We start from the raw sequence: 24,545 nt of genomic DNA, 5'->3' as shown, positions 1-24,545 counted from the left end.
TCTCCCGGAGGGGCTCCCATTGATTAAAGAAAAGATAATAGAAAAATTCCTTTCCCAAATCAATCAAAATCAAGATAAAATCATCGGTATTCAATTACCATCCGGAAAAATAATATCGTCTTCAAAGCCAGACTACCTTATTAAATTCAAAACAGAAACTGCTCTTAATAATGTATTAAAAGATATTGAAATGGGATTTGGGGAAGGTTATATGAATGGTGATATAGAAATAGAGGGAGATTTGGAAGAAATACTAAAAAGAGGATTTTATCTTGCAAATCAGATGGAGAAAAATAAAGCCACCACATTAATTAAAAATATATTTAGATGGAGCGTTTCCCGGGATAAAGAAAATATCCAGTATCATTATGATATTGGAGATGACTTTTATAAACTATTTCTTGATGATAGTATGACTTACTCCTGTGCCTTTTTTGAAAGTCCCGATATGAGTCTTGAAGATGCTCAAAAATTAAAAAGAAAAATAATATATGACAAACTTCAATTAAATGAAAATGATACTTTACTTGATATTGGTTGTGGATGGGGCTCAATTATACTGGAAAGTGCAGAAAGATATGGTTTAAAAGCAGTTGGAATAACCCTTTCAGAAAATCAATATAAGCATGTGAAAGAAGAAATTAAAAATAGGAATTTAGAAGATAGAGTTGAAGTATATCTTATGCATTATACCCAGCTTCCTGACTTAAACAAAAAGTTTACCAAGGTCGTTTCTGTAGGAATGTTTGAACATGTGGGAAGGGAACATTACCGTGACTTTTTCGATAAGGTATATCAAGTGCTTGATAAGGGTGGATTATTTCTCCTTCACACAATAGGTAAAATGCACACAGATACCCAGAGCAGATGGATAAGGAAATATATATTCCCGGGAGGTTATCTACCTTCAATTAGTGAAATAATGGATTCTTTATGTTCATTTCAGTTTAAGTATTTTCTTGTGGATTTTGATAACTGGCGTATGCATTACTACTATACATTGAAAAAATGGAGGGAAAATTTCTGGAAAAACATAGATAAAATTCGGGAAATGTTTGATGAAAAATTTATCAGAATGTGGGATTTATACCTTATAGCTTCTGCTGTTTCTTTTTGGGTGGGTTCAAATTATGTGTTCCAAATCTTATTGTCAAAAGGCGTAGTCAACGATTATCCAGTGATAGAAAGGAAATTTATTCCTTTAGCCCAAGAAAAATTTGATCTTCAACATAATTAATAACGGCTTACTTTAAGGATACTTTATTTTTTTTAAACATTATAGTAAACTATTGTTTTGCTAAATTAGCTTGAGGAGGAAGAAATGCACCAGTTAATCAGAGAAATAGAGCAAAAATACATCCCGCAGGACATTCCTGAATTTAGAGTTGGTGACACAGTAAAAGTTCATGTAAAAGTTAAAGAAAGAAACAAAGAGAGAATTCAGGTTTTTGAAGGTGTTGTAATTAGAATTAAAGGAAGTGGAACAGGAAAAAGCTTTACTGTAAGAAAAGAATCTTATGGTGTAGGAATTGAAAGAACATTCCCATTTGCATGTCCATCAATAGAAAAAATTGAACTCTCCAAAAGAGGTAAAGTTAGAAGGGCTAAACTCTACTACCTCAGAGAAAGAAGAGGTAAAGCTGCTAAGATTAGAGAAATCAAAGAGTGGGAACTCAGAAAAAGAGCAGAAGAATCTGCTGCTGCTAAAGAAAATCAGTAGGTTAATGCTTGAAATTGAAAAAAGCCTTTGGGAAAAAGGTTATTCAAAAGTTGTAGGAATAGATGAGGCAGGTAGGGGCCCTCTGGCAGGCCCCGTAGTTGCTGCCGCTGTTATTTTTCCACCTGATATAAAACCTTTTATTTTCAAAGACTCAAAGAAACTCACCCCTAAACAAAGGGAAAATCTGATAGAAGAAATTAAACAAAAAGCCATAGCAATTGGCATAGGCATAGTTGACAGCAATATAATAGACAAAATTAATATCTACAATGCCACAAAACTGGCAATGGAAAGAGCCCTTGAAGACCTTAAAACAGATTATGATTTTTTAATTACCGATTATGTTAGATTTGAACCATATCCCCATATTTCCGTAAAAAAAGCTGATGAAAAAAGCCTGTCTGTTGCAGCAGCTTCAATAATAGCAAAGGTTACAAGAGATAAAATAATGGAAGAGTTTGGGAAGGTCTTTCCCCATTCCTTTGAAAAACACAAAGGCTATCCAACAAAGCTACATAAACAGGAAATCCAAAAATACGGTTTAACTCCAATACATAGAAGAAGTTTTAATCTGGGAATTCAACATCATCTTGAGCTATGAAACTTTTTAGTATAAAACTTAGGGCTTCCTTAGAGGGAAAGCATGTTTCAGGAGCCGAAAGGATAGTTCCTGAAGAAAAAATTGAGCAAACCCTGTCCAATTTATATAATCGTGTTGCTTCAAAAGAACACGATGATATAAATATAAAAATCCAGTCTGTAAAAGAAAAACCTTTAATAGTAGAAAAAACACTGCCAATAGAAGAACTACAGTTTGATGATTATATTGAGGCTAACCAAAAGGCTATTCGGCTCTTAAAGGAAGTAACAGGATTATCTGAAAAAAAGCTCAAACAACTTATCACTCTAATACACTCTGGAGCTGCACCTGACGGCAGTAATATGCGTGGAGCCATGATAGTAAATTTAGAAGGAGAAAGAATAGAAAAAGATAGTTTCAGGGGAGTGAGGACAACAGATGTGGATTTCATGGACAGGGAAAAGGTAGTTCAGAAACTTTTACAAAAAGGCTGGACAGAAAGAACAGCAGATGCTTTAGCCTTAGCCACGAAAAATATGCTTCATCCTGATATAGTTGCAGAATACTGTATATCAGATGAGCCTGATTATCTGACCGGCTATGTAGCGACAAAGGAAAAATATTACAGATTTACCCCCCTGAAAGAAAAAGGAAACACAAAAGGCGGCAGGATATATTTTGTAAAAAATCAGGTTGATATAGATAGTCTTTATAAATTTTTGCAGGAAACTCCGGTTTTAATCAAAGATGTTAAATAAAATTGAAAAAATTTTGATTGATTGTGCAAAAAATAAAAAAACAATAACCTACAGTGAGCTTGCAAAACAGATAAATCAAACTTCTGACAAAAAAATTCCATCAGGAAAATTAATGGGCATAGTTCTGTCAAAATATCTTCACAAACTATGCAAAAGCTATGTAAAAGATGGAAAAGCAATGATAGGTAGCCTTGTTGTAAGTAAAAAATCAGGTATTCCATCTGAGGGATTTTTTAAATTTGCCCAAAAGCTTTACAACATAAAATTTAAAAATGATGAAGAAAAACTAAAATTTTGGCAAAATGAGTTAAAAAGAATATTTAAGGAGTTTGAAGATTAAAAAGATATTTATCCACGGCTGGAGCTTTTCCTCTCAGATATGGAAAGGGTTTTTTGATATCCCAGATAGCCAGTTTATAGACCTTCCATTCCACGGTCAGAATAAAGACTACACAGGCCAAAACATAATGGAAAATTTTTCAGAGGATATATACCATCAGATACAAAAATCACAGGAAGAAGTTGTTTTAATAGGCTGGTCACTGGGTGCTTCAATATCCGTTTTAACAGCGTTAAAAAAACCATCAAATTTGAAAAAGCTTGTCTTAATCGGATTTTCTCCTAAATTCAAAGACAAAAATCTGGGACACAATCCTGTTTTTGTAAAGGCCTTTATGGTCGCACTAAAGGTTGATTTCTCGGATACGATTTACAACTTTCGTAAAACAGCTGCAGGGGATACATTTAGAGATATTCCATTGCCGGAGAAAGAAGGCAGTATTAAACTGTTGCGGGAATTTATAGAGCTGGATTTGACACAAAAAATGAAGGATATTCCTATCCCAGCTTATTTAATCCACGGCAAAAAAGACAAAATAATCAATTATCAGGGTAGCGTTTTTGCCTCACAGCAGATTAAAAACTCTCAGCTTTATCTGACAAATTCTAACCATGCACCATTTTTGGAAAAGAATACACAAGATTTGATAAAAAATATTATTTCCTGAGTTTTTTAAGCATTAAAACAGAATTTTCCTTTAGCAGATAGGCCACACCAAAATAAACTATAATTGCAATGGTTATTCCACCAAAAACCTGAATATACAGATTTTCTGCTAAAAATTTTACACCAAACACGGCAGCTGCCATCAAAACAGCAGACAAAACAGATTTTAAAATGGTTTCAAAAACTTCCTTTTTATCAATTTCAAATTTTGAGATTAGATATAAATAAACAAAACTCATTATTCCGCCAATTGATGAAGCAAATGCAAGACCAAACACTCCCCAGTTAAGAATAAAACCAAAAATAATTGCAAGAATAATACTGACCAGAACACCTACAATAGTTGAATAAAGGGGAATTTTTGTATTGCCCATAGCAAAGAATGCACTTTTTAGCGGCCTTGACGCAGCATATCCTACCAGCCCTATTGAGTATCCAACAAGGGCATAATAAGTCCACAGACCATCTTTTTGGGAAAATGCACCCCTTTCAAACAGAATTTTTATAATTTCCTGTCCCAGAACTATCATTCCTACCACTGCAGGGATTGATATAAAAAATGCAAATCTAAGACCGTTATTTAAATCCTTGTTAAATTCCTTTATATTTTCCTCGGAAAAATGCCTTGACAAAGAAACAAGCAAAGCATTACCCAGCCCTATTGCAAACAGCCCAATAGGAAGCTGGAAAATTCTATTTGCATAATAAAGATAGGATATTGCACCGCCAATCAAAAATGATGCAATAATGGTATCAACCACAAATCCAAACTGACTGACACCAAAGGATGCAAAAGCAGGAGCAAGTCTTTTTATAGTTTCTTTAATTTCAGGTAAAAATTCAAATGATACAGAAGGCATCATCTTTTCTTTTATTAGCAGTGGTATCTGGAGAACTACCTGCAAAACGCCACCTACAATTGCCCCATAAGCAAGGGCATATATGCCATATCTATCAGATAATAGCAGCGCAAAAAATATAAAGGATAAATTAAGTAATGCCGGAGATACAGCAGGGATAAAAAATCTATCCCTTGTATTCAACAAGGCCATAAAAAATGAAACCCATCCAACAAGCACCAGATAAGGAAAAACAATTTTTAAAAGTGATGCAGCTGTGTCTAAAGTCCCCTTTTCAGCAAGCCCCGGTGCAATAAGAACGACAATATATTTTGCAAAAACAATAGAAATAACGGTAATAGCTGCCAGTATAAGTGTATAAAAGGAAAACATTGAAGAAGCAAATTTTTTTGCATATTCAGGGTCATTTTTGTTTAGCTGAGTATAAATAGGAATAAAAGCAGCATTAAAGCTACCTTCTGCAACAAGCTGCCTGAGGGTATTGGGAATTCTCCATGCTACAAAAAAGGCATCTGTTAAAGGATTTGCCCCGAAAACATAAGCTATGGTGGCATCCCTGAGATAGCCTAAAATCCTGCTTATAAAGGTTGCAGAAGAAAATAAAAGGGTTCCTTTAACAAAATGTGTTTTTTTCACCTGCCGCACCTTAGAACTCTAACGATTACGGGAACAACCCCTGCCCTTAGCATTCTTAATTTTTTGGCAGCAGCATAGGACAGGTCAATAACCCTTCCTCTTACAAAGGGTCCCCTATCATTAATCCTAACTTTTACCGTTCTACCATTTTTTAAATTTTTTACCAGTAATATTGTCCCAAAGGGCAGATATCTATGGGCTGCAGTGTATTTATACATATTATAAATCTCACCACTGGCGGTTCTTCTGCCATGGAATTTTTTGCCATAATAGGAGGCCAGTCCTTTAAACGTAGAAGGGCATTTACTATGATAATGGTAATGCTTCTTTTCTGCACAGGAAAACAGAAAGATAAGGGCTAAACCTAATAAAAAAATCCTCATTGTGAGTTTTTAATCTGCACAGAAGAACTTAAAAATATTTTTTTACCGTTTTGAAATGCTGTTAATCTGATTGTATATTCTCCAGATGGAACCTGCTCATTTTTGAAATCCTTCTGATTCCAGCACCATTTCTTTTCTTCTGATGGTTTAATTTCCACTATTGATTGTGTTGCAATTGGAGAATAAACAACTTTTTCATATTTTTTATCTTTGAATACTGCCCATGGAGCAGATGAAGGAAGATATATCTTCTGGTCTGAGTCATTTTTCAGAAAAAAGCAAACTTTTTCTGATTTCTTGAAAATTGTTTTTTCTGGCTTAAATTCTATCTTCCCTGCTGATAGGGCAGCAAAAGAGAATGTGCTAAAGATTAAAAAAACTGGAACTACTTTTTTTAACATTTTATACCCCTTTAGTTATAGAATATTTAATATCTTTTAAAAATTTTATACAAAAATCTAATCTAATCAAGGAGAAAAAATGTTTAGAGTAGCCATTGTCGGAAGACCTAATGTCGGTAAGTCTTCCCTTTTTAACAGGATAATAGGAAAAAGAAAGGCAATAGTGGAAGATATCCCCGGTGTAACCCGGGATAGAGTTGTTGCAAAAACCGAATGGCTTGGTGTGCCTTTTGAAGTTGTTGATACAGGCGGATACATAGAAGGAGATGAGGATAAATTTGCACCTTATATTAGAAAACAGATTGAAAAAGAGCTTGATTTATCTGACCTGTTTATATTTGTTGTTGATGGGAAAGAAGGCTTAACACCGACAGACAAAGATATAGCAAAAATACTCCACAAAACAAAAAAACCTGTTTTGGTAGCGGTAAACAAAATTGATGACCCTTCTCATGAGGACAGGATTTATGAATTTTATGAGCTTGGATTTGATAAGGTTTTTCCTGTTTCATCTATCCAGAAATACGGCGTTGGAGATTTGCTTGATGAGGTTGTGAAACATATACCTGATTATGAAGTAGAAGCTGCCAAAGAGGAAATAAAACAAGAGAAAAAAGAAAAAGATGAGGTCATAAAAGTTGCTATTGTAGGAAAACCAAATGCCGGAAAATCTTCACTATTAAATGCAATTTTAGGAGAGGAAAGGGCAGTAGTATCAAACATTCCCGGAACAACAAGAGATGTTATTGACACCCTTTTTGAATGGAATGGACATAAATTTCTTTTCCTTGACACAGCAGGACTAAGAAAAAAGTCCAAAGTTGATTACGGAATAGAATTTTTCAGCGTAGGAAGGACCCTTGAGGCATTAAAAAGAGCAGATGTTGTTGTTCATGTTATAGATGCAAAAGAAGGAGCAACAGAGCAGGACACTAAAATAGCCCATCTTATACAAAAGTATTCAAAACCAGCTATTATCGTAATAAACAAAATTGATACACTCCCTCAGCGAAAAGAAGTTTTAAACAGAATAAAAAATCAGGTTAGAGAGAGATTATATTTTCTGCCTTATGCTCCGATAGTTTTAACCTCAGCAAAGCAGAAAAGAGGAATAAAACAGCTGCTTCAAGAAATAGTTGAGGTTTATAATCAGGCATGGAAAAGGGTTGGAACAGGGCAGCTTAACAGGGCACTACAGCAAATCTTATCCCTCAGACAACCACCGGCATATAGAGGAAAGCCTCTCAAGATTTACTATGCAACACAGCTTGAAGGGAAACCCCCTTGCTTCCTTATGTTCGTAAACTATCCGGAAGGCTTCAAAGAACATTATGTCAGATTTCTGGAAAATAACCTTAGAGAAATACTTGGCTTTGAAAAAGCACCTATTAAATTAATATTTAGAGGTAGAGATAGAGAATAAGAGGTGGAAATGGAAAAAGAGCGGCTGTTTGTTGTTTCGGCGATACTGCCTATTCATGTTGAAAAAAAGGATAAACAGTATTCAGTTAAGGTAAGTCCCGGAGGACTGGTTACAGCATTAAAACAGGCACTTTACAAAAGACAGGCAATATGGCTTGGCTGGGCAGGAACCAATCAGATAAACAAAGAGTTGAAACAATTAATCCTTGAAACAGGGAAAAAGGAAGGATTTGCCCTTTATCCTGTTTCCCTTACAGAAGAAGAAAGGAAAAACTTCTTTGATGGTTTTTCCAATGGAATTATATGGCCGCTTTTCCATACATTTCCCGCTTATACCAGATTTGAGCCGGAATACTGGCAGGCCTATAAAAAAGTCAATAAAAAGTTTGCAAATTATATAAAAAAATTAGTCAGCAAAAACGATTTAATCTGGGTGCATGATTACCACTTTTTCTTGCTGCCGGAATATCTAAAAGAATCAGGGGTCAAAAACAAAACAGGCTTTTTCCTTCATATTCCATTTCCAAATCCTGAACTGTTTTTCAAAATCCCATGGCGAATAGAACTGCTTGAAGGACTGCTCCATTACGACCTTATTGGATTTCATACATACATAGACAGGAAAAATTTCCTTGACTGCCTTGATGAGCTTATAGACGGTATCCAGATTAAAGTAAAAGAGCCAATAACCCAGATAAAATACAAAGGTAAAACCATTAAGGTAGGGGTATTCCCTATAAGTATTGATTTTGAAAAGTATAACTCCTTTGCAAAACAGGTAAAATCTCTGGATAAAAAAAGAAAACTTATACTGGGAATAGATAGACTTGATTATACAAAAGGTCTGATACATAAGCTTAGAGCATTTAAACTTTTCCTTGAAAAATATCCGGAATTTCACTGCAAAGTCCAGCTTGTTCAGGCAGTAGCCCCTAATATCAAAAAACTTCCGGAATACGACCAGCTAAAGATTGAATTTGAACATCTTGTAAGTGAGATTAACGGAAAATTCGGGACAGATAGATGGACACCTGTCAGGTATATCGCAGGTAGACTGGATTTTGAGAAACTAATCGCCTATTACAGATATTCAGATGTGTGCTGGGTTAATCCGATAAAAGACGGTATGAATCTTGTTGGAAAAGAGTATGCAGCGGCAAATATTGATGAAAACGGGGTATTACTCTTGAGTGAGTTTGCAGGGGCTGCCACAGAGCTATATAAAGATGCCTTACTTATAAATCCTTATGACCTTGAGGGAACAGCTTATACCCTGTATAAAGCTTTGACAATGAAAGATAACCAGAAATCCAAAAGAATGAAAAACTTAAGAAAACATATCCAAAAATATGATATAAACTGGTGGAGTAATGCATTCTTGGAAGCGGCTTTTGACAGGAAAATAGAGGATTTCCCTGTCCTTGAGGAAGACTTTCCACTCCACGAAATACTACAACTGCCGTGAATCCACTATAAATGTTACGGGACCATCATTTTCAATAAAAACCTTCATATGTGCTGCAAAGATGCCGGTTTCAACAGGAACAATTTTTCCCAGTTCCTCAACAAATTTTTCATAAAGTTTTTTAGCCTTTTCAGGTTCTTCTGCAGTATCAAAAGAAGGTCTTCTACCTTTTTTTATATTTCCTGCCAGAGTGAATTGGGAGATTACAAGAGCTTTACCGTTTATATCAATTAGGGATAAATTCATCTTTCCATTTTCATCCTCGAAAATCCTGAGGTAAGGAATCTTATTAATCATTTTCTTTATGTCCTCTTCTGTATCTCCTTTCTCAACACCGAGAAGTATATTCAAACCTTTATCTATGCTGCCTACTATTCTACCATCAACCTCAACCCATGATTTATTCACTCTTTGTATAACAGCCTTCAATTTGAACCTCTCTACTTTTGGTTTATATATTTATTGTATGGGAAAACTTATTCAGGATGAAAATCTTAAAAATAAGGTATTTGTTTTTGAGGATAGGGATGAGGCAGGGGAAAGACTGGCAGAATTTTTAAAAGATTTGGTTGATAAAAATAGTATTGTTGTTGCAATTCCATCAGGTGGAGTTCCAGTAGGTAAAAAAATCTCCCAGAAATTAAAAATCCCCTTTGATTTGATTCTTGTTAAAAAAATTACTTACCCATGGAATACCGAGGCAGGGTTCGGTGCTGTAAGCATTGAAGGGGATTATATTCTAAATAAAGAGGCTGTTCAGTATACAGGTCTTACAGATGAGATAATAGAAAAACAGAAAGAAAAGACTATTCAGACACTAAAACACAGAAACGAGATTTTCAGAAAAAACAGACCATTTCCAAACTTAACAGGAAAAACGGTTGTTATAGTAGATGACGGTCTTGCCTCCGGATATACAATGTTTACAGCTATACAAATGGTTAAAAGGAAAAATCCCAAAAAAATAATAGTAGCGGTGCCTACCTGCTCAAAATCTGCAGTGGATAAACTTCTTCCTGAAGTAGATGCTATTGTTTGCCTAAACTATCGGGATTTTTATCCTTATGCTGTTGCAGATGCTTACAAAAACTGGTATGACCTTACTAATGAAGATGTTTTATACTATCTAAAGGAGGAGAAAGAATGATTAAATTTCTTGAAGTTGTAACCCAGAAAAGAACACATTTTGAAGACATAACAGACGAAGTTCAGGAAGTAGTTGATGAAAGCGGAGTTCAAGAAGGAATATGTTATCTATATGTGCCACATACAACAGCAGGGATTTTTATTAATGAAAATGCAGACCCAGATGTAAAATGGGATATTGAACAGACCCTTGAAAAATTAATTCCATGGGAAAATAACTACAAACATATAGAAGGAAATGCAGCTGCCCATATCAAATCTGTTTTAGTAGGCACAAATACATTTATTCCAATAAAAGACGGCAGGCTTATGCTTGGAACATGGCAGGGTATATTCTTTGCTGAGTTTGATGGTCCCAGAACCAGAAAAGTTATTGTAAAAATCATGGAAGGTTGATTTTTCCCAATAAAACATTAAATTGACATAAAATATTTTATAAATATTTGAAAAATGGAGCATTTTTATGGCTTACCAATCTTTTGCACGGAAATACAGACCTAAAAACTTCAGTCAGGTTGTAGGACAGGAAACTGTTAAAAAGACTCTGGAAAATGCTATAAAGCTGGATAGAATATCCCATGCATATATATTCGCCGGTTCCCGTGGACTTGGAAAAACAACCATAGCCAGAATAATTACAAAATGCCTCAACTGTGAAAAGGGAATAACCCCTGAACCTTGCGGAGTATGTGAAAACTGTCAGGAAATAGAAAAAGGCTCTTTCCCTGATATGTATGAAATAGATGCAGCCTCAAACCGTGGAATAGATGATATTAGAGCACTAAGAGATAATGTTTCTTATGCCCCCATAAAAGGCAGATACAAGGTTTATATAATAGATGAAGCCCATATGCTTACCAGAGAGGCCTTTAATGCACTTTTGAAAACATTGGAAGAACCACCATCTAATAATATTTTTATACTGGCGACAACTGAACTTCACAAAATACCGGATACAATCCGTTCCAGATGTCAGACTTTTATCTTTAAGCCACCGACAAAGGAGCAGATTAAGGAATACCTGAAATGGATTTTAGAAAATGAAAATATACCTTATGAGGAGGAAGCACTTTATCTGATAGCAGAGGCAAGCGAAGGTGGAGTCAGAGATGCAGCAAGCATATTAGACCAGGCTGTTATATACGGCAATGGTTCTGTTAAAGTAGAAACTACTAGACAACTACTTGGCGTAATTCCAGAGAATATAGTCAATAAATTTTTAACAGATCTTAAAGAAAAATCTTTAAAAGATATGCTGAAAACCATAGAAACCCTTGACAGCGAAGGATATGACCTGAATGTATTCTGGCAGCAAATAATGGAAAAACTCCATAAAGCAATGGTATCCATTGCACTGGGACAAAAAGATGATATATTCTCAGAAGACGATACAGAACTTCTGATTTATACACTTGATATATTCAAAAAGACATACCTTGAAGCAAGAAATTTTACAGAGAAAAAGGATATCTATCAGCTTGCAGTTTTAAAGCTTAAATTTATGAAAAATCTTATTCCAATAAAAGAACTGCTGGAAAAAGGAATTTCTGTTCAAACAACACCGCAGACAAAGGAAACCCAGCAAACAAAACCTAAAGAAGAAAAGTTTGATATTCAAAAGGCAATTTTAAAAATAGGCAAAGAAGCAGGTGGAATAGTATCAGGAGCACTGAAAAACGCCAGCATAAAAGAAGAAAACGATAAATTTGTGATATTGGTTGAAAAAACAATAGCAGATCTTTTAAAAAGCAAATTAGATATAATACAGAAATATTTCCCAAAAACTGTGGAAATACAAGAGATTGAGATAAAGCCTGAGAAAAAAAAGAGCAAAAAGAGAGATGAATCAGTAGACAAGGTGCTGGATTTGTTTCAAGGAAAACTAATTAGCTATAAGGAGGAGTAAATGTTTAATTTAGGAAATTTAGGCGATATGATGAAGATGATGAAAACAATGCAGGAAAATATGGCCAAGGCAAAAGAGGAACTGAGAAATGAAGAGATTATTGTTGAAGTTGGCGGTGGAATGGTAAAGATAGTAGTTAATGGTCTTGGAGAAGCAAAGGATGTTTTTATAGATAAATCCCTCTTAACAGAAGACAACCATGAAATACTGCAGGATTTACTTGTTGCAGCAATAAATGAAGCAAATGCAAGGGCAAAAGAAGTTATGACAGAAAAGCTATCTCAAGCTGCAGGAATGCTTGGGAATATTCCGGGGTTGAATAACTTACTCTAATGGAAAATATAATTCCTGAAACACTTTCAAAAGTAGTAGAAGAAATATCCAGACTTCCAGGCTACGGGGAGAAGTCTGCCCAGAGACTTGCTGTGAATATTTTGAACATGCCCCGTGGAGAAGCTTTAGACCTTATAAAAACATTTATGCAACTTCTGGAAAAAGTTCACCCTTGCAGAGAGTGTGGTATTTATACGGAAGATGAGCTTTGTCCAATATGCAAAAATGAAGACAGGGACAGATCGGTTATATGTGTGGTGGAAGAAAGCTTTGATGCATTTGCAATAGAAAGAACAGGAAAATTCAATGGACTTTATCATGTGATAGGTGGAAGACTATCTCCCCTTGAAGAAATAACACCGGAAGATTTAAATATTGATAGCCTTATAGAAAGGGTAGATAAACTACCAGTAAAAGAGGTTATACTGGCGACAAACCCAACGGTAGAAGGTGAAGCAACGGCTTCATATATCTATAATCTTCTCAAAGATAAAAACATCACCATATTCAGAATAGGATATGGACTCCCATTTGGAGCCGTCCTTGAAAACGCAGATGATTTCACACTATCCAAAGCCCTTGAACATAAAACTCCCCTTTAATCAACTTTCTTCATAAAAAGGACGATATCTTTTAAAGTTAAACAAACAGGAAATAAGATTTTGAGTCAAAACAAAAAGTGGAAATCAAAAGCAAAGGAACATTTTATTGCCGGGAAAATTTTATATGAAAATAAACTATACAGAGATAGTCTGGCAAGATTATATTACTCTGCATATTCTATAATGGTTTCTGTGTGCGGTGACCCTCCATCTGGTAGATGGGCACACAAAGGAATACTTAAATGCTTTTTCAAAGCCCTTTTTGAGGAAGATATCACCTTAAATAAGGAAGATAGAAAAAGATTAAGGGATTTTTATGAGCTAAGAAGATTAGCTGATTATGAACTCTATAGAAAAAGAGGAAGTAGAAGTATATATTAATCTTGTAGAAAGATTATTTGAGGTTTTAAAAAATGATTAAAGAAAAGACAACCGTAGAAATTATTCAAGAAATACAAAAGGCTCTTAATAAATATAACCTGCCTGTAAAAGTAGATATTGCAGAAGCAAGGGAAGGAGCTGATATAGGCTTAAATATTTATGTTTATAAAAAAAGAAATTGGAAACTTCATGACAAAATAAATTCTGTTATACAGGAAATTTTAGAAGAAGATTTAATCCCTTATATTAACTGGCACTATAAACAAAACTAAATAACTCTGCGCATACTCCCCCTCTATTTTAATCCTTCTATATTTAACTTGTATTTTATTCCCTTATCTTTTTTGTTTTATATATGTCATTATGTTATTATTTATATAACAGCGTTATAAAATTTAGGAGGTCAACGCAATGGCAACCGCTACAGATAAGTCTATGAGAGAAATCCGCTGGCACGGTAGAGGTGGTCAAGGAACAGTTACAGCGGCAAAAATGCTTGCTTCAGCAGCGATTATCAGAGGAAAACACGGACAGGCGATGCCTGAATTTGGACTTGAAAGGTCAGGAACTCCTGTTAAAGTTTCAACAAGAATAAGTGACCAATATATAAATACAAGAGCCCCTGTAGAACACCCTGAAATAGTAATTATCACAGACCCATCTCTTATGTTTACGATAAAAGATGTTATCAAGGCCGGAACAGATGAAAATACAGTTTTTATTGTAAACACAAACTTCCCTGCAGACAAAGTCCGAAAAATCCTTGATATTCCAAATAACGAGCTATGGATTGTTGATGCTTCAAAAATAGCTTTAGAGGAATTTGGAAGAAATATTCCAAACACAGCTATGCTTGGGGCAGTTGCTAAAGCAACAGGAATTGTTGACCTTGATGCTTTAAAACAGGAAATCACAGAAGCATTTGAAGCCTCTTCTAAACTTAGAGCACTGCTTCCTCAAAACCTTAAAGCACTTGAAAGAGGATATGAAGAAGTTTATAAAGCTGAATAATCTCATAAAATCAAACGCTGTTTGAAAATAGAATAAATGTATAATCAAAGTAAAAGGAGGATTATATAAATGAGCTATGAACTTAAACCATGGAATGAAATACCAATTGGTTCAATAGTTACCGAACCTGGTTCAAGTAAAATTAACCATACAGGTTCCTGGAGAATGCTCAGACCTGTCCTGAATTATGACAAATGCACACACTGCCTTATATGCTGGATTTTCTGTCCAGACGATTCTATTCCTGTATCTCCACAAGAAAGATTTGAGACTGATTTTGATTATTGCAAAGGTTGCGGAATATGTGCAGTTGAATGTCCATATAATGCTCTTGAGATGGTTCCAGAAATGGAAATTAAGCTTAAAGAGCTTGAAGAACAACTATAAGTTTAAAATTTTGGAGGTTTAAAATATGGCTCAAACAAAAGTAGTTGCTTTAACAGGTAATCAGGCTGCTGCAGAGGCTATGAGACAGATAAATTTTGATGTTGCAGCAGTCTATCCAATATCTCCACAAACAGAACTAATGGGCTTCTTTGCTGAGTATGTTGCAAATGGAGAGGTTGATACAGAGTTAATCGCCGTTGATGGTGAACACTCTGCAATGGCAACCTGTATAGGTGCAGCAGCAGCAGGTGCAAGAACAATAACAGCTTCTGCAGGTCCCGGAATTGCTTACATGATAGAAAATCTTTATGTTGCTTCTGGAATGAGGGTTCCTATTGTTCTTTTAGATGTTAACAGGGCATTATCTGCGCCACTTTCTATTCACTGTGACCATGGCGATACTATGTTAACCAGGGATACAGGTTGGATTTCCCTTTTCTCAGAAAATGCACAGGAAGCTTACCATAACATTATTATGTCTGTGAAAATATCTGAAAAGGCAATGTTCCCAATAATTGTTAATTATGACGGGTATATCGTTTCTCACTCTATAGAAGATGTAGAAATCTTAGATGACGAAACAGTTAAAAACTTTGTCGGACCTTCTGATATACACAGAATTCCATATCCACTTTTAGATGTGGAAAAACCGGTTACTTACGGTGCAACTGCTCAACCTGACTACTATACAGAATGTAAATATCAGCAGCATCATGACTTCTTAAAGGTGTATGACATTGTTAAAGAAGTGTTTACGGAATTTGGAGAAATCACAGGAAAACATTATGACTTTATAGAGGAATACAAAACAGACGATGCCGAATATATCGGAATATCAATGGGTTCATCTTTTGGAACGCTGAAAGATGCTGTTGATAGATTAAGAGAGCAGGGTAAAAAAGTAGGTGCAATAAAAATCAGACTTTACAGACCTTTCCCTGCAAAAGAAGTAGCACAGGCACTTTCTAAAGCTAAAGGAGTAGTTGTTTTAGACAGGGCAGATTCTTTTGATGGAATCGGAGGACCATTATTCAAAGATATAGTTACTTCTCTTATGTGGACAGAAAATAATCCACTGGTTCATAACTTTATCTATGGACTCGGCGGAAGGGAAATCCACGAAGAAGAATTTATGAAAGCATTTGATAGACTTGAACGCCTTGAGAAAGGCATTGATACAAGAGACACCTTTGTAGAATACTTACAAGTGAGGGAGTAATCATGGCAAAAAAGAGACCTATAGCATTATTATCAGAATTAGCTTCCCATAGAGAGACTTTTGGTGGTCATCAACCTCTCGCACCTGGTCATAGAATGTGTATTGGTTGTGGTATTCCACCAATTGTTAATGAAGTTTTACTTGCAATAAATGAACCTGTTATTGTTGCAAATGCAACAGGATGTCTTGAGGTTACAACAGGTGTTTATCCTGTTACATCCTGGAATGTTCCGTGGATACACGTAAACTTCCAATCAACTGCAACAGTTGCAGCTGGTGTTGAAGCTGCTTACAAAGTTCTCAAGAAAAAAGGAGTTATTCCTGAGGATAAGAAAATACACGTGGTGGCTTTCGGTGGAGATGGTGGAACTTACGATATCGGTTTTCAGGCTTTATCTGCTACAGCAGAAAGAGGACATAATGTTCTCTACGTTTGCTATAACAACGAAGGATATCAAAACACAGGATATCAAAGATCTTCTGCAACACCTATAGGAGCTTATACAAAAACAACACCTGTAGGAAAGGAACGTGTAGGAAAACAGGAACCAAGAAAAGACCTTACAATGATAATGGCTGCTCATGGAATTCCTTATGTGGCACAAGCTTCTCCACACATATTCAGAGACCTTACAAGAAAAACCAAAAAAGCAATGTCTATGGAAGGATTTAAGTTTATAAATGTTCTTGAACCTTGCACACTCTCATGGAGATTTGCTCCGGAAGATACAATGAGAATAGCAAAACTGGCCGTTGAAACAAGATACTGGCCTGTATTTGAAGTAATAAACGGAAAATATTGGAAAGTAAATATCAAACCTAAAAAACCAAAACCAATCGAAGAATACATTGCAGCTCAGCCAAGATGGAAACACGTTCTTAAATATCCTGAAGTTCTGGAAAGAATCCAGAAAGAAGTTGATGAAAAATGGAACCTCCTTCTTCACCTTGAAGAAATGTCTAAGAAACTTGCAGAAGAAGAAGGTATTGACTACGAAGAATTATTCAAAGTTCCAGAAGATTAAAATCAAGGGGGCTTTTGCCCCCTTTTATTATTCATAAGGAGTATATTTACTACTCATAAATCTGGCAGCAGTTCTGTTGAGAATATCTATCATCTCATCTTTAACCTGATTCAAGAATCCTTCAAATTTTTTATTTCCCGGAGCATAAATTCTGGCAAGTTCCATAACATCCTCAACCATAATCACAACATTATTCCCATCCACAAATATTGCCATCTTACAGGGGATAATAACACCGATAGGTTTAAAATATTGAACACCCTGTTTTAGATATTTGGCTTTGCAAAGCAGATGAGTTTTGTAAGGGACTTTTGATTTTACAGTTTGGTCAACATTGATAGTATGAATTACATCCCATCCATGATTGGTAATTTCCTCCTGCAATTTAGCATTTATCACCTTGAAAGAGCCCTTCTTGATTACCACATAGTAATAACCCTTTTCATACTGGACAAAATCTTCGTAAGCATAGCTATAGCCTATCAAAAGAGCTATAGCTATTATAATAGCTCTCATAACAATTACCTCCTTTATATCTTTTATATTAAATATAGAAATATAATTAAGTATTGTCTATACAAAAATATATTTATGAAATTGTTTTGAAATGGCATATAATATCTATTTCTGGTAAAGGAGGAAGTCATGTCAGATAGGATAAATATCTTAAAAAAGGCTTTAGAAAAAGACCCGAATAATCCTCTTGGATTATACGGGCTTGCGCTGGAATTATTTAAAGAGAAAAGATATGATGAGGCAATTTTATATCTAAAAAAATATCTGGATATCCATGAAGATGAAGGTTCTGCTTATAGATTAATGGCACAATCTTACCTGAATATTGGAGATATTGAAAAAGCTATAGAATATTATCAAAAAGGTATTGAACAGGCTAAAAAATTCCATCACGACTCTATGGTTGAAGAGTTTCAGGCTGAAATAGAAAATCTGAAAAACATGCTTTAGGGGAAAATTTGAGAATACTGGTAATCAGATTTTCTTCATTGGGAGATGTGATATTAGTTAGTAGCATTCTTGACCCTCTTTATAAAGCAGGATATACCGTTGATTTTCTTACACTTAAACCTTTTGCACCTTTGTTTGAAAAGGATTACAGGATTAATAGGCTAATATCTCCTGATAAAAATCAGCTTAAATCACTTTCACAGATAAAACAGTTTGCCTCTTCTCTTGAAAACTACGACATGGTTATTGATATCCACAGAAATCTAAGGTCTTTTTTGTTAACCAAGTTCTTAAATGCCAGAGTCTTAAAATATCCAAAAAATGTATTAAAAAGAAGGGCATACACAAATCCATTTTTAAGAAAATTTATAAAAGATGAGTTTAATGTTCTACAGGCTTACAGCCAGCCCTTAAAGGAACTGGGAATAAATCTATCTGAAATACCAAAACCAGAGATAATCTTGACCCCAGAAGAAAAAGAAAAAGTTAAAAAAATTCTCCCTGAAAGTTTTGTTGCTATCGGAGCAGGAGCCAGATATCAAAATAAATCTTATCCATACTACGACAAAGTTGCAAAATTACTTGGACAGAAAGGATTTAATGTTGTGCTGATTGGTAGCAAAGAAGACAAAGAAAGCGACTCTAATATCTATCCTGAAAACACCATTGATTTAAGGGGAAGGCTTTCCCTCAGGGAAAGCCTTGCTGCCATTTCCCATGCAAAGCTTACAATCAGCAATGATAGTGCAGTGGCTCACATGTCAAGGGCTGTTCAAGTTCCTGTTCTTATGGTTTATGGTGCTACACATCCATATTTTGGATTTGCGCCATTAAAAGAAGAAGGGGATTATATGTGCCTTAACCTTCCCTGTCAGCCCTGTGATATACACGGAAAGAAAAAATGCAAACTTGAGACAGTGGATTGTCTTACCGGTATAGCCCCTGCTGAAATTACAGAAAAAGCCTTACAGTTAATTAAGTTATAATAATTATTAAAAATTTTTCCGGAGATAACATGGAAAAGAAAAAACTTCCCCTTGAACAAGATGTTGATATTGAGTTTGAATATAAAGTCTATATGTTCTATGACTTTGTCAGGAAAAATATCAAACTTTTTATTGCAGGTATAGTCTTAATTATTTTGCTGATAGTTGCATTTTTCTATTACAAACATCATCAACAGGAAATTCTTAATAAATCCTCATCAATAGCCTATCAAATCAGCAAACTTTATCAGGACAAGAAATATCAAGAAGCCCAAAAACTTATAGATAAAATAAAAAAAGAGTATCCAGATTCCCCATTTGTTAAAGTTGCAATTGCCTATGACCTTCTTATCAAAAAAGACAAGAACAAAATAACTCCTGAAGATATAAACAAATTACAGGTAAGGCTTAACTCTCAGCAGCTTAACGCAGGACTTACAGAGTATAAAGGATATCTGTATTACAAAAACAAAGAGTATGGTAAAACATTAAATACAATCAAAACAATAGACCAGAGATATTATAACTATATTTCAGCACTTACTCTAAAGGCTTTCACGCTGCAAAAAACAGGTAATTCTTCAGAAGCAAAAAATATATTTAATGAAATTCTCCAGCTTTCAAAATATGACTACTTTAAACTTTTAGCTAAAGAGAATTTATAGGAGGATTTTAATGGAAAAAAGAGAAAAACTGTATGAGGGAAAAGCGAAAATCATATATGCCACAGACGAGCCTGATAAAGTAATAGCCTATTACAAAGATTCTGCAACAGCTTTTGATGCACTTAAAAAAGCTACAATAAAAGGAAAAGGTGTCCTTAACAACACAATAGCTTCTTTTTTCTTTAAACTTCTCAACGAAAAAGGTATCCCAACACACTTTATAAAACAGCTCTCAGATAGAGAGATGCTTATATACAAAGTTGAAATAATACCTGTTGAGGTTGTTGTCAGAAATATTGCAGCAGGAAGTATAGTAAAAAGACTTGGTATTCCGGAAAAAACTGAATTTAATCCACCTTTGGTTGAATTTTATCTAAAAAATGATGAACTCCACGACCCGATAATATGTGAACAACACATATATGCTATGAATTTGGCAAAACCTGAAGAAGTTCAAAAGATGAAAGAACTTGCCCTGAAAGTAAATGAAATCATCAAAGATTTTATGGCAAAACAGGGAATAATCCTTGTTGATTTTAAACTGGAATTTGGAAGAAAAGATGGTGAGATAGTTCTTGCAGATGAAATATCACCTGATACATGTAGATTCTGGGATGCCAAAACAGGAGAAAGCCTTGATAAAGATAGATTTAGATTTGACCTTGGAGACCTTATAGAAGGATACAAAAAAATACTTGAAAAAATAGAAGGAGAAGGGAAGGATGCTTGAAGTAAAAAAAGCAGTTATTCCTGTTGCAGGATTTGGAACAAGATTTTTACCTGCCACAAAGGCAACTCCTAAGGAGATGATGCCTATTGTGGATAAACCTATAATCCAGTATATAGTTGAGGAAGCTGTTGCTTCAGGTATTGATACTATAATCTTCGTTACAGGTAGGCACAAAAGAGCAATAGAAGACCATTTTGATTATGCTCCAGACCTTGAGGAAGCTCTTGAGAGAGCAGGAAAAGAAGAACTTGTTAAGCTTGTTAGAGAAGTATCAAACCTTGCAAATTTCATATATATCAGACAAAAAGAGCAGCTTGGACTTGGTCATGCTATACTTACCGCTGAACCGGCTATAGGTAATGAGCCATTTGCCGTTTTACTGGGGGATGAATTAATCATAAACCATGAATATCCCGGATTAAAACAATTAATAGATGTTTACAGAAAATTCGGTAAATCTGTTATAGGAACAACAGAAGTTCCAAAGGAAGAAACATACAAATACGGAATAGTGGAAGGAACATTTATAGAAGAAAATATAAGACTGGTTAATTATCTGGTGGAAAAACCGGAACCGGAAGAAGCTCCGTCTACATCTGCAATTATAGGTAGATATATTCTTACTCCAAATATATTTGATGCCCTAAAAAGAACACCATTTGGAAAAGGCGGTGAACTCCAGCTTACAGATGCCCTGATGACCCTGAGAAAAGATGAGGTTATCTATTCAAAGGATATAGAAGGAATAAGACACGATACAGGTAATAAATTCGGTTATATTCAGGCTATCGTTGATTTTGCACTTGAAAGGGAAGACACAAGGGATTTTGTAAAGGAGTTAATACTCAGAAAGGCAAAAGAGCTTGAAGGATAAAGGATTCCGAACAAAGAAAAAGTTCGGGCAGCACCTTTTAATAGCATCAGGGGTAATACAAAAAATAGTAGATGAGATAGATGTCAAGCCGGAAGATATTATTGTTGAAATAGGGGTAGGCACAGGGCAATTAACAGAAGAAATTTTAAAAAGAAATCCTAAAAAACTTTACGGAATAGAAATAGACCCTGAGGCCTATCCTATAATAGAGGAGAAATTTTCCGGATATGAAAATTTCCAGCTAATAAAAAAAGACTTTTTTGATGTTAATCTCTTTGAACTGGCAGAAGGTCAGAAAATCAAAGTAGTTGGAAATCTTCCCTATAATGTGGCATCTCTTATTCTGGTAAATATGCCTTTTTATCTTAATATTATCCAGCTTTGCGTATTCATGCTACAAAAAGAAGTAGCAGAAAAACTAATTGCAAAACCAAAAACCAAGCAATACACATTTTTATCTGTTTTCATACAGACATTTTTTGATGTGGAATACGTTATGAGTGTTCCTGCCAGATTTTTTAAACCACCACCTAAAGTAACATCCGCAGTTGTAAAACTTATCCCAAAAGAAAACCCTCCTATCGACAAAATAAAAGAGTATAAAAATTTTGTTTCTCATCTTTTTTCAGCCCGTAGAAAGATGCTCAGGACTAAATTGCCTGTTGAGGTTTTGAAAAAAGCAGATATCCCTGAGACTGCAAGGGCTGAAGAGTTAACAGTAGAAGACTTTATAAACCTTTTTAAAAATTCCTGATTGAAAAATTCCTTAAAATATATATATTCACAAAAAAATTTTTTTCAGGGAGAAGATGTTTATAGGAAGTATCGTTTTTGATATGTATATTCCTCATGCTACCTCATTAAAGGAAAAAAGGATGGTAATCCGTTCAATGAAAGAAAAATTAAAGGCTAAATTTAATGTTTCAGTATCAGAGGTTGGAAATCAGGATTTATGGCAGTCTGCACAGGTTGCAGTTGTAACAGTTGCTCCGGACCAAAAACAAGTAGAAAAAGTAATGCAAAATATAATAAACTTTGTAGAGATTAATTTTCCGGAAGTTCATATAAATATTTATAAGGAGATATATTAAATGAAAAAAAGCCACAAATCAGAAAAAGTAAATGCAGCAATAAGAAAAGCATTAAGTGAGGTATTCCTATATGATATGCCCTTGCAAGATAATCTAATTACCATTACAAATGTGGAAACTGCACCTGATTTAAGCAAATCTGATGTTTATATAACAGCCCTGAAGGATGTTGAAAAAGTTGCCGAAGAACTAAATCAAAAGCAGGGTTATATCGGACATTTACTCAGTAAAAGAATAAAAATAAGAAAAATACCAATGCTAAAATTTATACCGGTTCCTTCATCAACTATCTAACGGGGGAAATATGAAGAAGAAAATAATAATAGGAATTTTAATATTTCTGGGAGTTTTCTGGTTCTTATCTTATTTAAACTATAAATCTTCGCCTAAAATTGCCGTAATTGAGGTAAAAGGAGTAATATCCGGTTATATGGATACTGTTTCCAATATAGATAAAGCCCAAAAAGATTCCTCAATCAAGGCTGTAGTTTTACTGGTTGATAGCCCCGGTGGCGCAGTAGGTGCTGCACAAGAGATATATACTGCCATTGAAAAACTCAGAAAAACCAAGCCTGTTGTTGTGTCAATGGGAAATGTAGCCGCTTCAGGAGGTTATTATATAAGTGCACCTGCTAATGTTATATATGCAAATCCCGGAACAATAACCGGTTCCATAGGTGTGATTATCCAGCATGTAGATGCTTCACAAATCCTAAATAAAATAGGAATAAAAATAGAAAACATAAAAAGCGGTCAGAACAAAGATATTCTCTATCCAAATCACCAGCTTACTCCGGAACAGAAAAAACTCCTTGAAGCAACAATCAAAGATGTTTACGATCAGTTCTTAGATGCTATTGTTAAATACAGACCAATCAAAAAAGAAGAACTAAAAAAATATGCAGATGGAAGAATTTTTTCAGGAAAACAGGCTCAAAAGCTGGGATTAGTAGATAAGCTGGGGAATATTCAGGATGCAATTAATGAGGCAAAGAAACTGGCAAAATTAGAAGGAAAAAAGGTAAATATTATATTTCTTAAGAAAGAAAAAGGTTTTCTCCAGAAATTAACAGACTCAAAAATTTCGCTTTCCCAGATACTTACCGTTCCACAATTTATGTATCTGATGAAATTCTGATAACAATCATAATAAAAACACTTGCCAGAATATAATATGTAAAAAAACAAAATGGAGGTTTATATCATGCAATCAACTGTAAACTTTACTGTAACAGAAGCAGCTGCTGCTGAAATTAAAAGAATAGCTGATGAACAAGGAATAGAAAATCCAATCCTCAGAGTAAGAGTAGTTCCAGGTGGATGTTCAGGATTCCAATATGCAATGGGATTTGATGAAGCTATAGAAGAAAACGACAAAGTTGTTGAGCTGGAAAACGGCGTAAAAATTGCTATTGATGAGTTCTCAGCACCATATATCGGTGGAGCTGTTTTAGATTACGTTCAGGACTTTATGGGTGGCGGATTCACAATTAAGAATCCTAACGCTGCAAGCTCTTGCGGATGCGGTAACTCATTCTCTTGCTAATTTAAAGGAACTTTATCCTTTCTTTCACATTGTTCATACAAAGGACAGGAGGCACATTGCCTCCTTTTTATATTTCTTCTAATTCTTTTTATCAGGAAAAATAACGCACCGGCTATAAATATTCCAACTATTAAGTATTCGAACAGTTCTTTTAATTCCAAGGTAATAACTCCAGATTAAATCTCAATCTTAAATCTAAAGTTAATATAGCTATAGATGTATGATTTTTATAATAAAATTTCCCTTTTCCTTTTAAATTTCATGTTGAATTTTTGCTATATGGTAAAATTAGCAGATACTTTATAGGAATTGTCAGGATTAGATAAATGGCAAAATTTGATAGAACTTTAAGAGATATAATCCAAAACATACCCCAAAAGTTTATAAGCATTCTAACAGGTAAAAAAGGCTCTAAAATCCTTGATAATACTTTTCCCTCCACTAAA

The 24,545-nt window shown here is 34.7% G+C and carries 35 protein-coding genes; 29 read left to right on the top strand and 6 right to left on the bottom strand.

What is annotated here, in order from left to right; genetic code table 11:
• The first annotated feature begins 19 nt into the window (after window positions 1-19).
• From MVE07_RS09600 to MVE07_RS09575, 6 genes are all read left to right on the top strand, one after another.
• On the top strand, window positions 20-1,237 hold the full coding sequence (locus tag MVE07_RS09600) for a class I SAM-dependent methyltransferase (RefSeq protein WP_297456900.1): 1,218 nt from the start codon (window positions 20-22) through the stop codon (window positions 1,235-1,237).
• A gap of 84 nt (window positions 1,238-1,321) precedes the next feature.
• Window positions 1,322-1,720 (top strand): 50S ribosomal protein L19, encoded by a 399-nt coding sequence (rplS, locus tag MVE07_RS09595; RefSeq protein WP_297456897.1) that lies wholly within the window; start codon window positions 1,322-1,324, stop codon window positions 1,718-1,720.
• 4 nt (window positions 1,721-1,724) lie between these two features.
• On the top strand, window positions 1,725-2,321 hold the full coding sequence (locus tag MVE07_RS09590) for a ribonuclease HII (RefSeq protein WP_297456894.1): 597 nt from the start codon (window positions 1,725-1,727) through the stop codon (window positions 2,319-2,321).
• Window positions 2,318-3,058 (top strand): 6-carboxyhexanoate--CoA ligase, encoded by a 741-nt coding sequence (locus MVE07_RS09585; protein WP_297456891.1) that lies wholly within the window; start codon window positions 2,318-2,320, stop codon window positions 3,056-3,058. Before MVE07_RS09590 ends, MVE07_RS09585 begins: the two co-directional genes overlap by 4 nt.
• Window positions 3,048-3,398, top strand: a complete 351-nt coding sequence (locus MVE07_RS09580) for a hypothetical protein (protein WP_297456887.1) — start codon at window positions 3,048-3,050, stop codon at window positions 3,396-3,398. The genes MVE07_RS09585 and MVE07_RS09580 overlap by 11 nt, the downstream gene beginning before the upstream one ends.
• Window positions 3,388-4,065 carry an alpha/beta fold hydrolase gene (locus MVE07_RS09575; protein ID WP_297456883.1) on the top strand — a complete coding sequence of 226 codons (678 nt, stop codon included), beginning with the start codon at window positions 3,388-3,390 and terminating at the stop codon, window positions 4,063-4,065. Before MVE07_RS09580 ends, MVE07_RS09575 begins: the two co-directional genes overlap by 11 nt.
• Here the strand turns inward: MVE07_RS09575 and murJ are convergent.
• Genes murJ through MVE07_RS09560 form a run of 3 tightly spaced genes read right to left on the bottom strand, consistent with a single transcriptional unit; the run spans window position 4,055 to window position 6,344 of the window.
• Complete coding sequence (gene murJ, locus MVE07_RS09570) at window positions 4,055-5,560, bottom strand: murein biosynthesis integral membrane protein MurJ (RefSeq protein WP_297456880.1); 1,506 nt, start codon at window positions 5,558-5,560, stop codon at window positions 4,055-4,057. The two genes, MVE07_RS09575 and murJ, sit on opposite strands and share 11 nt — an antisense overlap.
• Complete coding sequence (locus MVE07_RS09565) at window positions 5,557-5,943, bottom strand: septal ring lytic transglycosylase RlpA family protein (RefSeq protein WP_297456877.1); 387 nt, start codon at window positions 5,941-5,943, stop codon at window positions 5,557-5,559. Before MVE07_RS09565 ends, murJ begins: the two co-directional genes overlap by 4 nt.
• The gene (locus MVE07_RS09560; RefSeq protein ID WP_297456874.1) at window positions 5,940-6,344 is read right to left on the bottom strand and encodes a hypothetical protein; all 405 of its coding nucleotides are present in this window, start codon (window positions 6,342-6,344) and stop codon (window positions 5,940-5,942) included. Before MVE07_RS09560 ends, MVE07_RS09565 begins: the two co-directional genes overlap by 4 nt.
• A gap of 79 nt (window positions 6,345-6,423) precedes the next feature.
• Here MVE07_RS09560 and der point away from each other — a divergent pair, with 79 nt between their 5' ends.
• A complete protein-coding gene (gene der / locus MVE07_RS09555) occupies window positions 6,424-7,767 on the top strand; it encodes a ribosome biogenesis GTPase Der (RefSeq protein ID WP_297456871.1) in 1,344 nt (447 codons plus the stop codon).
• A gap of 9 nt (window positions 7,768-7,776) precedes the next feature.
• Window positions 7,777-9,231, top strand: coding sequence for a trehalose-6-phosphate synthase (locus MVE07_RS09550; RefSeq protein WP_297456868.1), 1,455 nt, complete (start codon window positions 7,777-7,779; stop codon window positions 9,229-9,231).
• Here MVE07_RS09550 and dtd read toward each other — a convergent pair.
• On the bottom strand, window positions 9,217-9,660 hold the full coding sequence (dtd, locus tag MVE07_RS09545; RefSeq protein ID WP_297456865.1) for a D-aminoacyl-tRNA deacylase: 444 nt from the start codon (window positions 9,658-9,660) through the stop codon (window positions 9,217-9,219). The two genes, MVE07_RS09550 and dtd, sit on opposite strands and share 15 nt — an antisense overlap.
• A gap of 37 nt (window positions 9,661-9,697) precedes the next feature.
• Here dtd and MVE07_RS09540 point away from each other — a divergent pair, with 37 nt between their 5' ends.
• The 11 genes from MVE07_RS09540 (at window position 9,698) to MVE07_RS09490 (ending at window position 17,241) form a co-directional block, all read left to right on the top strand.
• The gene (locus MVE07_RS09540; protein ID WP_297456862.1) at window positions 9,698-10,378 is read left to right on the top strand and encodes a phosphoribosyltransferase family protein; all 681 of its coding nucleotides are present in this window, start codon (window positions 9,698-9,700) and stop codon (window positions 10,376-10,378) included.
• Complete coding sequence (locus tag MVE07_RS09535; protein WP_297456859.1) at window positions 10,375-10,773, top strand: secondary thiamine-phosphate synthase enzyme YjbQ; 399 nt, start codon at window positions 10,375-10,377, stop codon at window positions 10,771-10,773. The genes MVE07_RS09540 and MVE07_RS09535 overlap by 4 nt, the downstream gene beginning before the upstream one ends.
• 67 nt (window positions 10,774-10,840) lie before the next feature.
• Window positions 10,841-12,283, top strand: coding sequence for a DNA polymerase III subunit gamma/tau (gene dnaX, locus MVE07_RS09530; RefSeq protein ID WP_297456856.1), 1,443 nt, complete (start codon window positions 10,841-10,843; stop codon window positions 12,281-12,283).
• Entirely contained in the window at window positions 12,284-12,616 is a 333-nt protein-coding gene (locus MVE07_RS09525; protein WP_297456853.1) for a YbaB/EbfC family nucleoid-associated protein, read from the top strand.
• The gene (recR, locus tag MVE07_RS09520) at window positions 12,616-13,218 is read left to right on the top strand and encodes a recombination mediator RecR (protein WP_297456850.1); all 603 of its coding nucleotides are present in this window, start codon (window positions 12,616-12,618) and stop codon (window positions 13,216-13,218) included. Before MVE07_RS09525 ends, recR begins: the two co-directional genes overlap by 1 nt.
• Window positions 13,219-13,278: 60 nt before the next feature.
• The gene (locus MVE07_RS09515) at window positions 13,279-13,599 is read left to right on the top strand and encodes a hypothetical protein (protein ID WP_297456847.1); all 321 of its coding nucleotides are present in this window, start codon (window positions 13,279-13,281) and stop codon (window positions 13,597-13,599) included.
• Between the two features lie 32 nt (window positions 13,600-13,631).
• Window positions 13,632-13,871 (top strand): hypothetical protein, encoded by a 240-nt coding sequence (locus MVE07_RS09510; RefSeq protein ID WP_297456845.1) that lies wholly within the window; start codon window positions 13,632-13,634, stop codon window positions 13,869-13,871.
• A gap of 139 nt (window positions 13,872-14,010) precedes the next feature.
• The gene (locus MVE07_RS09505) at window positions 14,011-14,610 is read left to right on the top strand and encodes a 2-oxoacid:acceptor oxidoreductase family protein (RefSeq protein WP_297456842.1); all 600 of its coding nucleotides are present in this window, start codon (window positions 14,011-14,013) and stop codon (window positions 14,608-14,610) included.
• A gap of 69 nt (window positions 14,611-14,679) precedes the next feature.
• A complete protein-coding gene (gene porD / locus MVE07_RS09500; protein WP_297456839.1) occupies window positions 14,680-14,997 on the top strand; it encodes a pyruvate synthase subunit PorD in 318 nt (105 codons plus the stop codon).
• Between the two features lie 25 nt (window positions 14,998-15,022).
• A complete protein-coding gene (gene porA, locus MVE07_RS09495; RefSeq protein WP_297456836.1) occupies window positions 15,023-16,216 on the top strand; it encodes a pyruvate ferredoxin oxidoreductase in 1,194 nt (397 codons plus the stop codon).
• Window positions 16,217-16,218: 2 nt separating this feature from the next.
• Window positions 16,219-17,241, top strand: coding sequence for a thiamine pyrophosphate-dependent enzyme (locus MVE07_RS09490; RefSeq protein ID WP_297456834.1), 1,023 nt, complete (start codon window positions 16,219-16,221; stop codon window positions 17,239-17,241).
• A gap of 27 nt (window positions 17,242-17,268) precedes the next feature.
• Here MVE07_RS09490 and MVE07_RS09485 read toward each other — a convergent pair whose 3' ends face one another.
• Complete coding sequence (locus MVE07_RS09485) at window positions 17,269-17,757, bottom strand: DUF302 domain-containing protein (RefSeq protein WP_297456831.1); 489 nt, start codon at window positions 17,755-17,757, stop codon at window positions 17,269-17,271.
• A 129-nt stretch (window positions 17,758-17,886) separates the two neighbouring features.
• On the opposite strand from MVE07_RS09485, the gene MVE07_RS09480 reads away from it, so the two are divergent.
• The 10 genes from MVE07_RS09480 to MVE07_RS09435 all read left to right on the top strand — a co-directional run bounded on the left by MVE07_RS09480 (window position 17,887) and on the right by MVE07_RS09435 (window position 24,099).
• Window positions 17,887-18,207 (top strand): tetratricopeptide repeat protein, encoded by a 321-nt coding sequence (locus MVE07_RS09480; RefSeq protein WP_297456828.1) that lies wholly within the window; start codon window positions 17,887-17,889, stop codon window positions 18,205-18,207.
• A gap of 8 nt (window positions 18,208-18,215) precedes the next feature.
• Complete coding sequence (locus MVE07_RS09475) at window positions 18,216-19,193, top strand: glycosyltransferase family 9 protein (protein WP_297456825.1); 978 nt, start codon at window positions 18,216-18,218, stop codon at window positions 19,191-19,193.
• A 29-nt stretch (window positions 19,194-19,222) separates the two neighbouring features.
• A complete protein-coding gene (locus MVE07_RS09470; protein ID WP_297456822.1) occupies window positions 19,223-19,858 on the top strand; it encodes a tetratricopeptide repeat protein in 636 nt (211 codons plus the stop codon).
• Window positions 19,859-19,868: 10 nt separating this feature from the next.
• The gene (gene purC, locus MVE07_RS09465) at window positions 19,869-20,588 is read left to right on the top strand and encodes a phosphoribosylaminoimidazolesuccinocarboxamide synthase (RefSeq protein WP_297456819.1); all 720 of its coding nucleotides are present in this window, start codon (window positions 19,869-19,871) and stop codon (window positions 20,586-20,588) included.
• Window positions 20,581-21,462, top strand: coding sequence for a UTP--glucose-1-phosphate uridylyltransferase GalU (gene galU, locus MVE07_RS09460; protein WP_297456816.1), 882 nt, complete (start codon window positions 20,581-20,583; stop codon window positions 21,460-21,462). Before purC ends, galU begins: the two co-directional genes overlap by 8 nt.
• A complete protein-coding gene (gene rsmA, locus MVE07_RS09455) occupies window positions 21,452-22,216 on the top strand; it encodes a 16S rRNA (adenine(1518)-N(6)/adenine(1519)-N(6))-dimethyltransferase RsmA (RefSeq protein ID WP_297456813.1) in 765 nt (254 codons plus the stop codon). Before galU ends, rsmA begins: the two co-directional genes overlap by 11 nt.
• A 55-nt stretch (window positions 22,217-22,271) precedes the next feature.
• Entirely contained in the window at window positions 22,272-22,553 is a 282-nt protein-coding gene (locus MVE07_RS09450; RefSeq protein WP_297456810.1) for a DUF503 domain-containing protein, read from the top strand.
• On the top strand, window positions 22,554-22,847 hold the full coding sequence (locus MVE07_RS09445) for a ribosome-binding factor A (protein ID WP_297456808.1): 294 nt from the start codon (window positions 22,554-22,556) through the stop codon (window positions 22,845-22,847).
• 10 nt (window positions 22,848-22,857) lie between these two features.
• Complete coding sequence (gene sppA, locus MVE07_RS09440) at window positions 22,858-23,691, top strand: signal peptide peptidase SppA (RefSeq protein WP_297456805.1); 834 nt, start codon at window positions 22,858-22,860, stop codon at window positions 23,689-23,691.
• Window positions 23,692-23,757: 66 nt separating this feature from the next.
• Window positions 23,758-24,099: an iron-sulfur cluster assembly accessory protein gene (locus tag MVE07_RS09435; protein WP_029519799.1), complete on the top strand. Its 342-nt coding sequence runs from the start codon at window positions 23,758-23,760 to the stop codon at window positions 24,097-24,099.
• Here the strand turns inward: MVE07_RS09435 and MVE07_RS09430 are convergent.
• Window positions 24,096-24,260, bottom strand: a complete 165-nt coding sequence (locus tag MVE07_RS09430; protein ID WP_297456798.1) for a hypothetical protein — start codon at window positions 24,258-24,260, stop codon at window positions 24,096-24,098. The genes MVE07_RS09435 and MVE07_RS09430 overlap by 4 nt on opposite strands.
• Window positions 24,261-24,545: the final 285 nt, after the last annotated feature.

The sequence above is a fragment of the Persephonella sp. genome (assembly GCF_027023985.1).
Lineage (GTDB): Bacteria > Aquificota > Aquificia > Aquificales > Hydrogenothermaceae > Persephonella_A.
The sequence above is the reverse complement of the archived record's forward strand: the minus strand, read 5'-3'. Positions and strand labels throughout refer to the sequence as shown.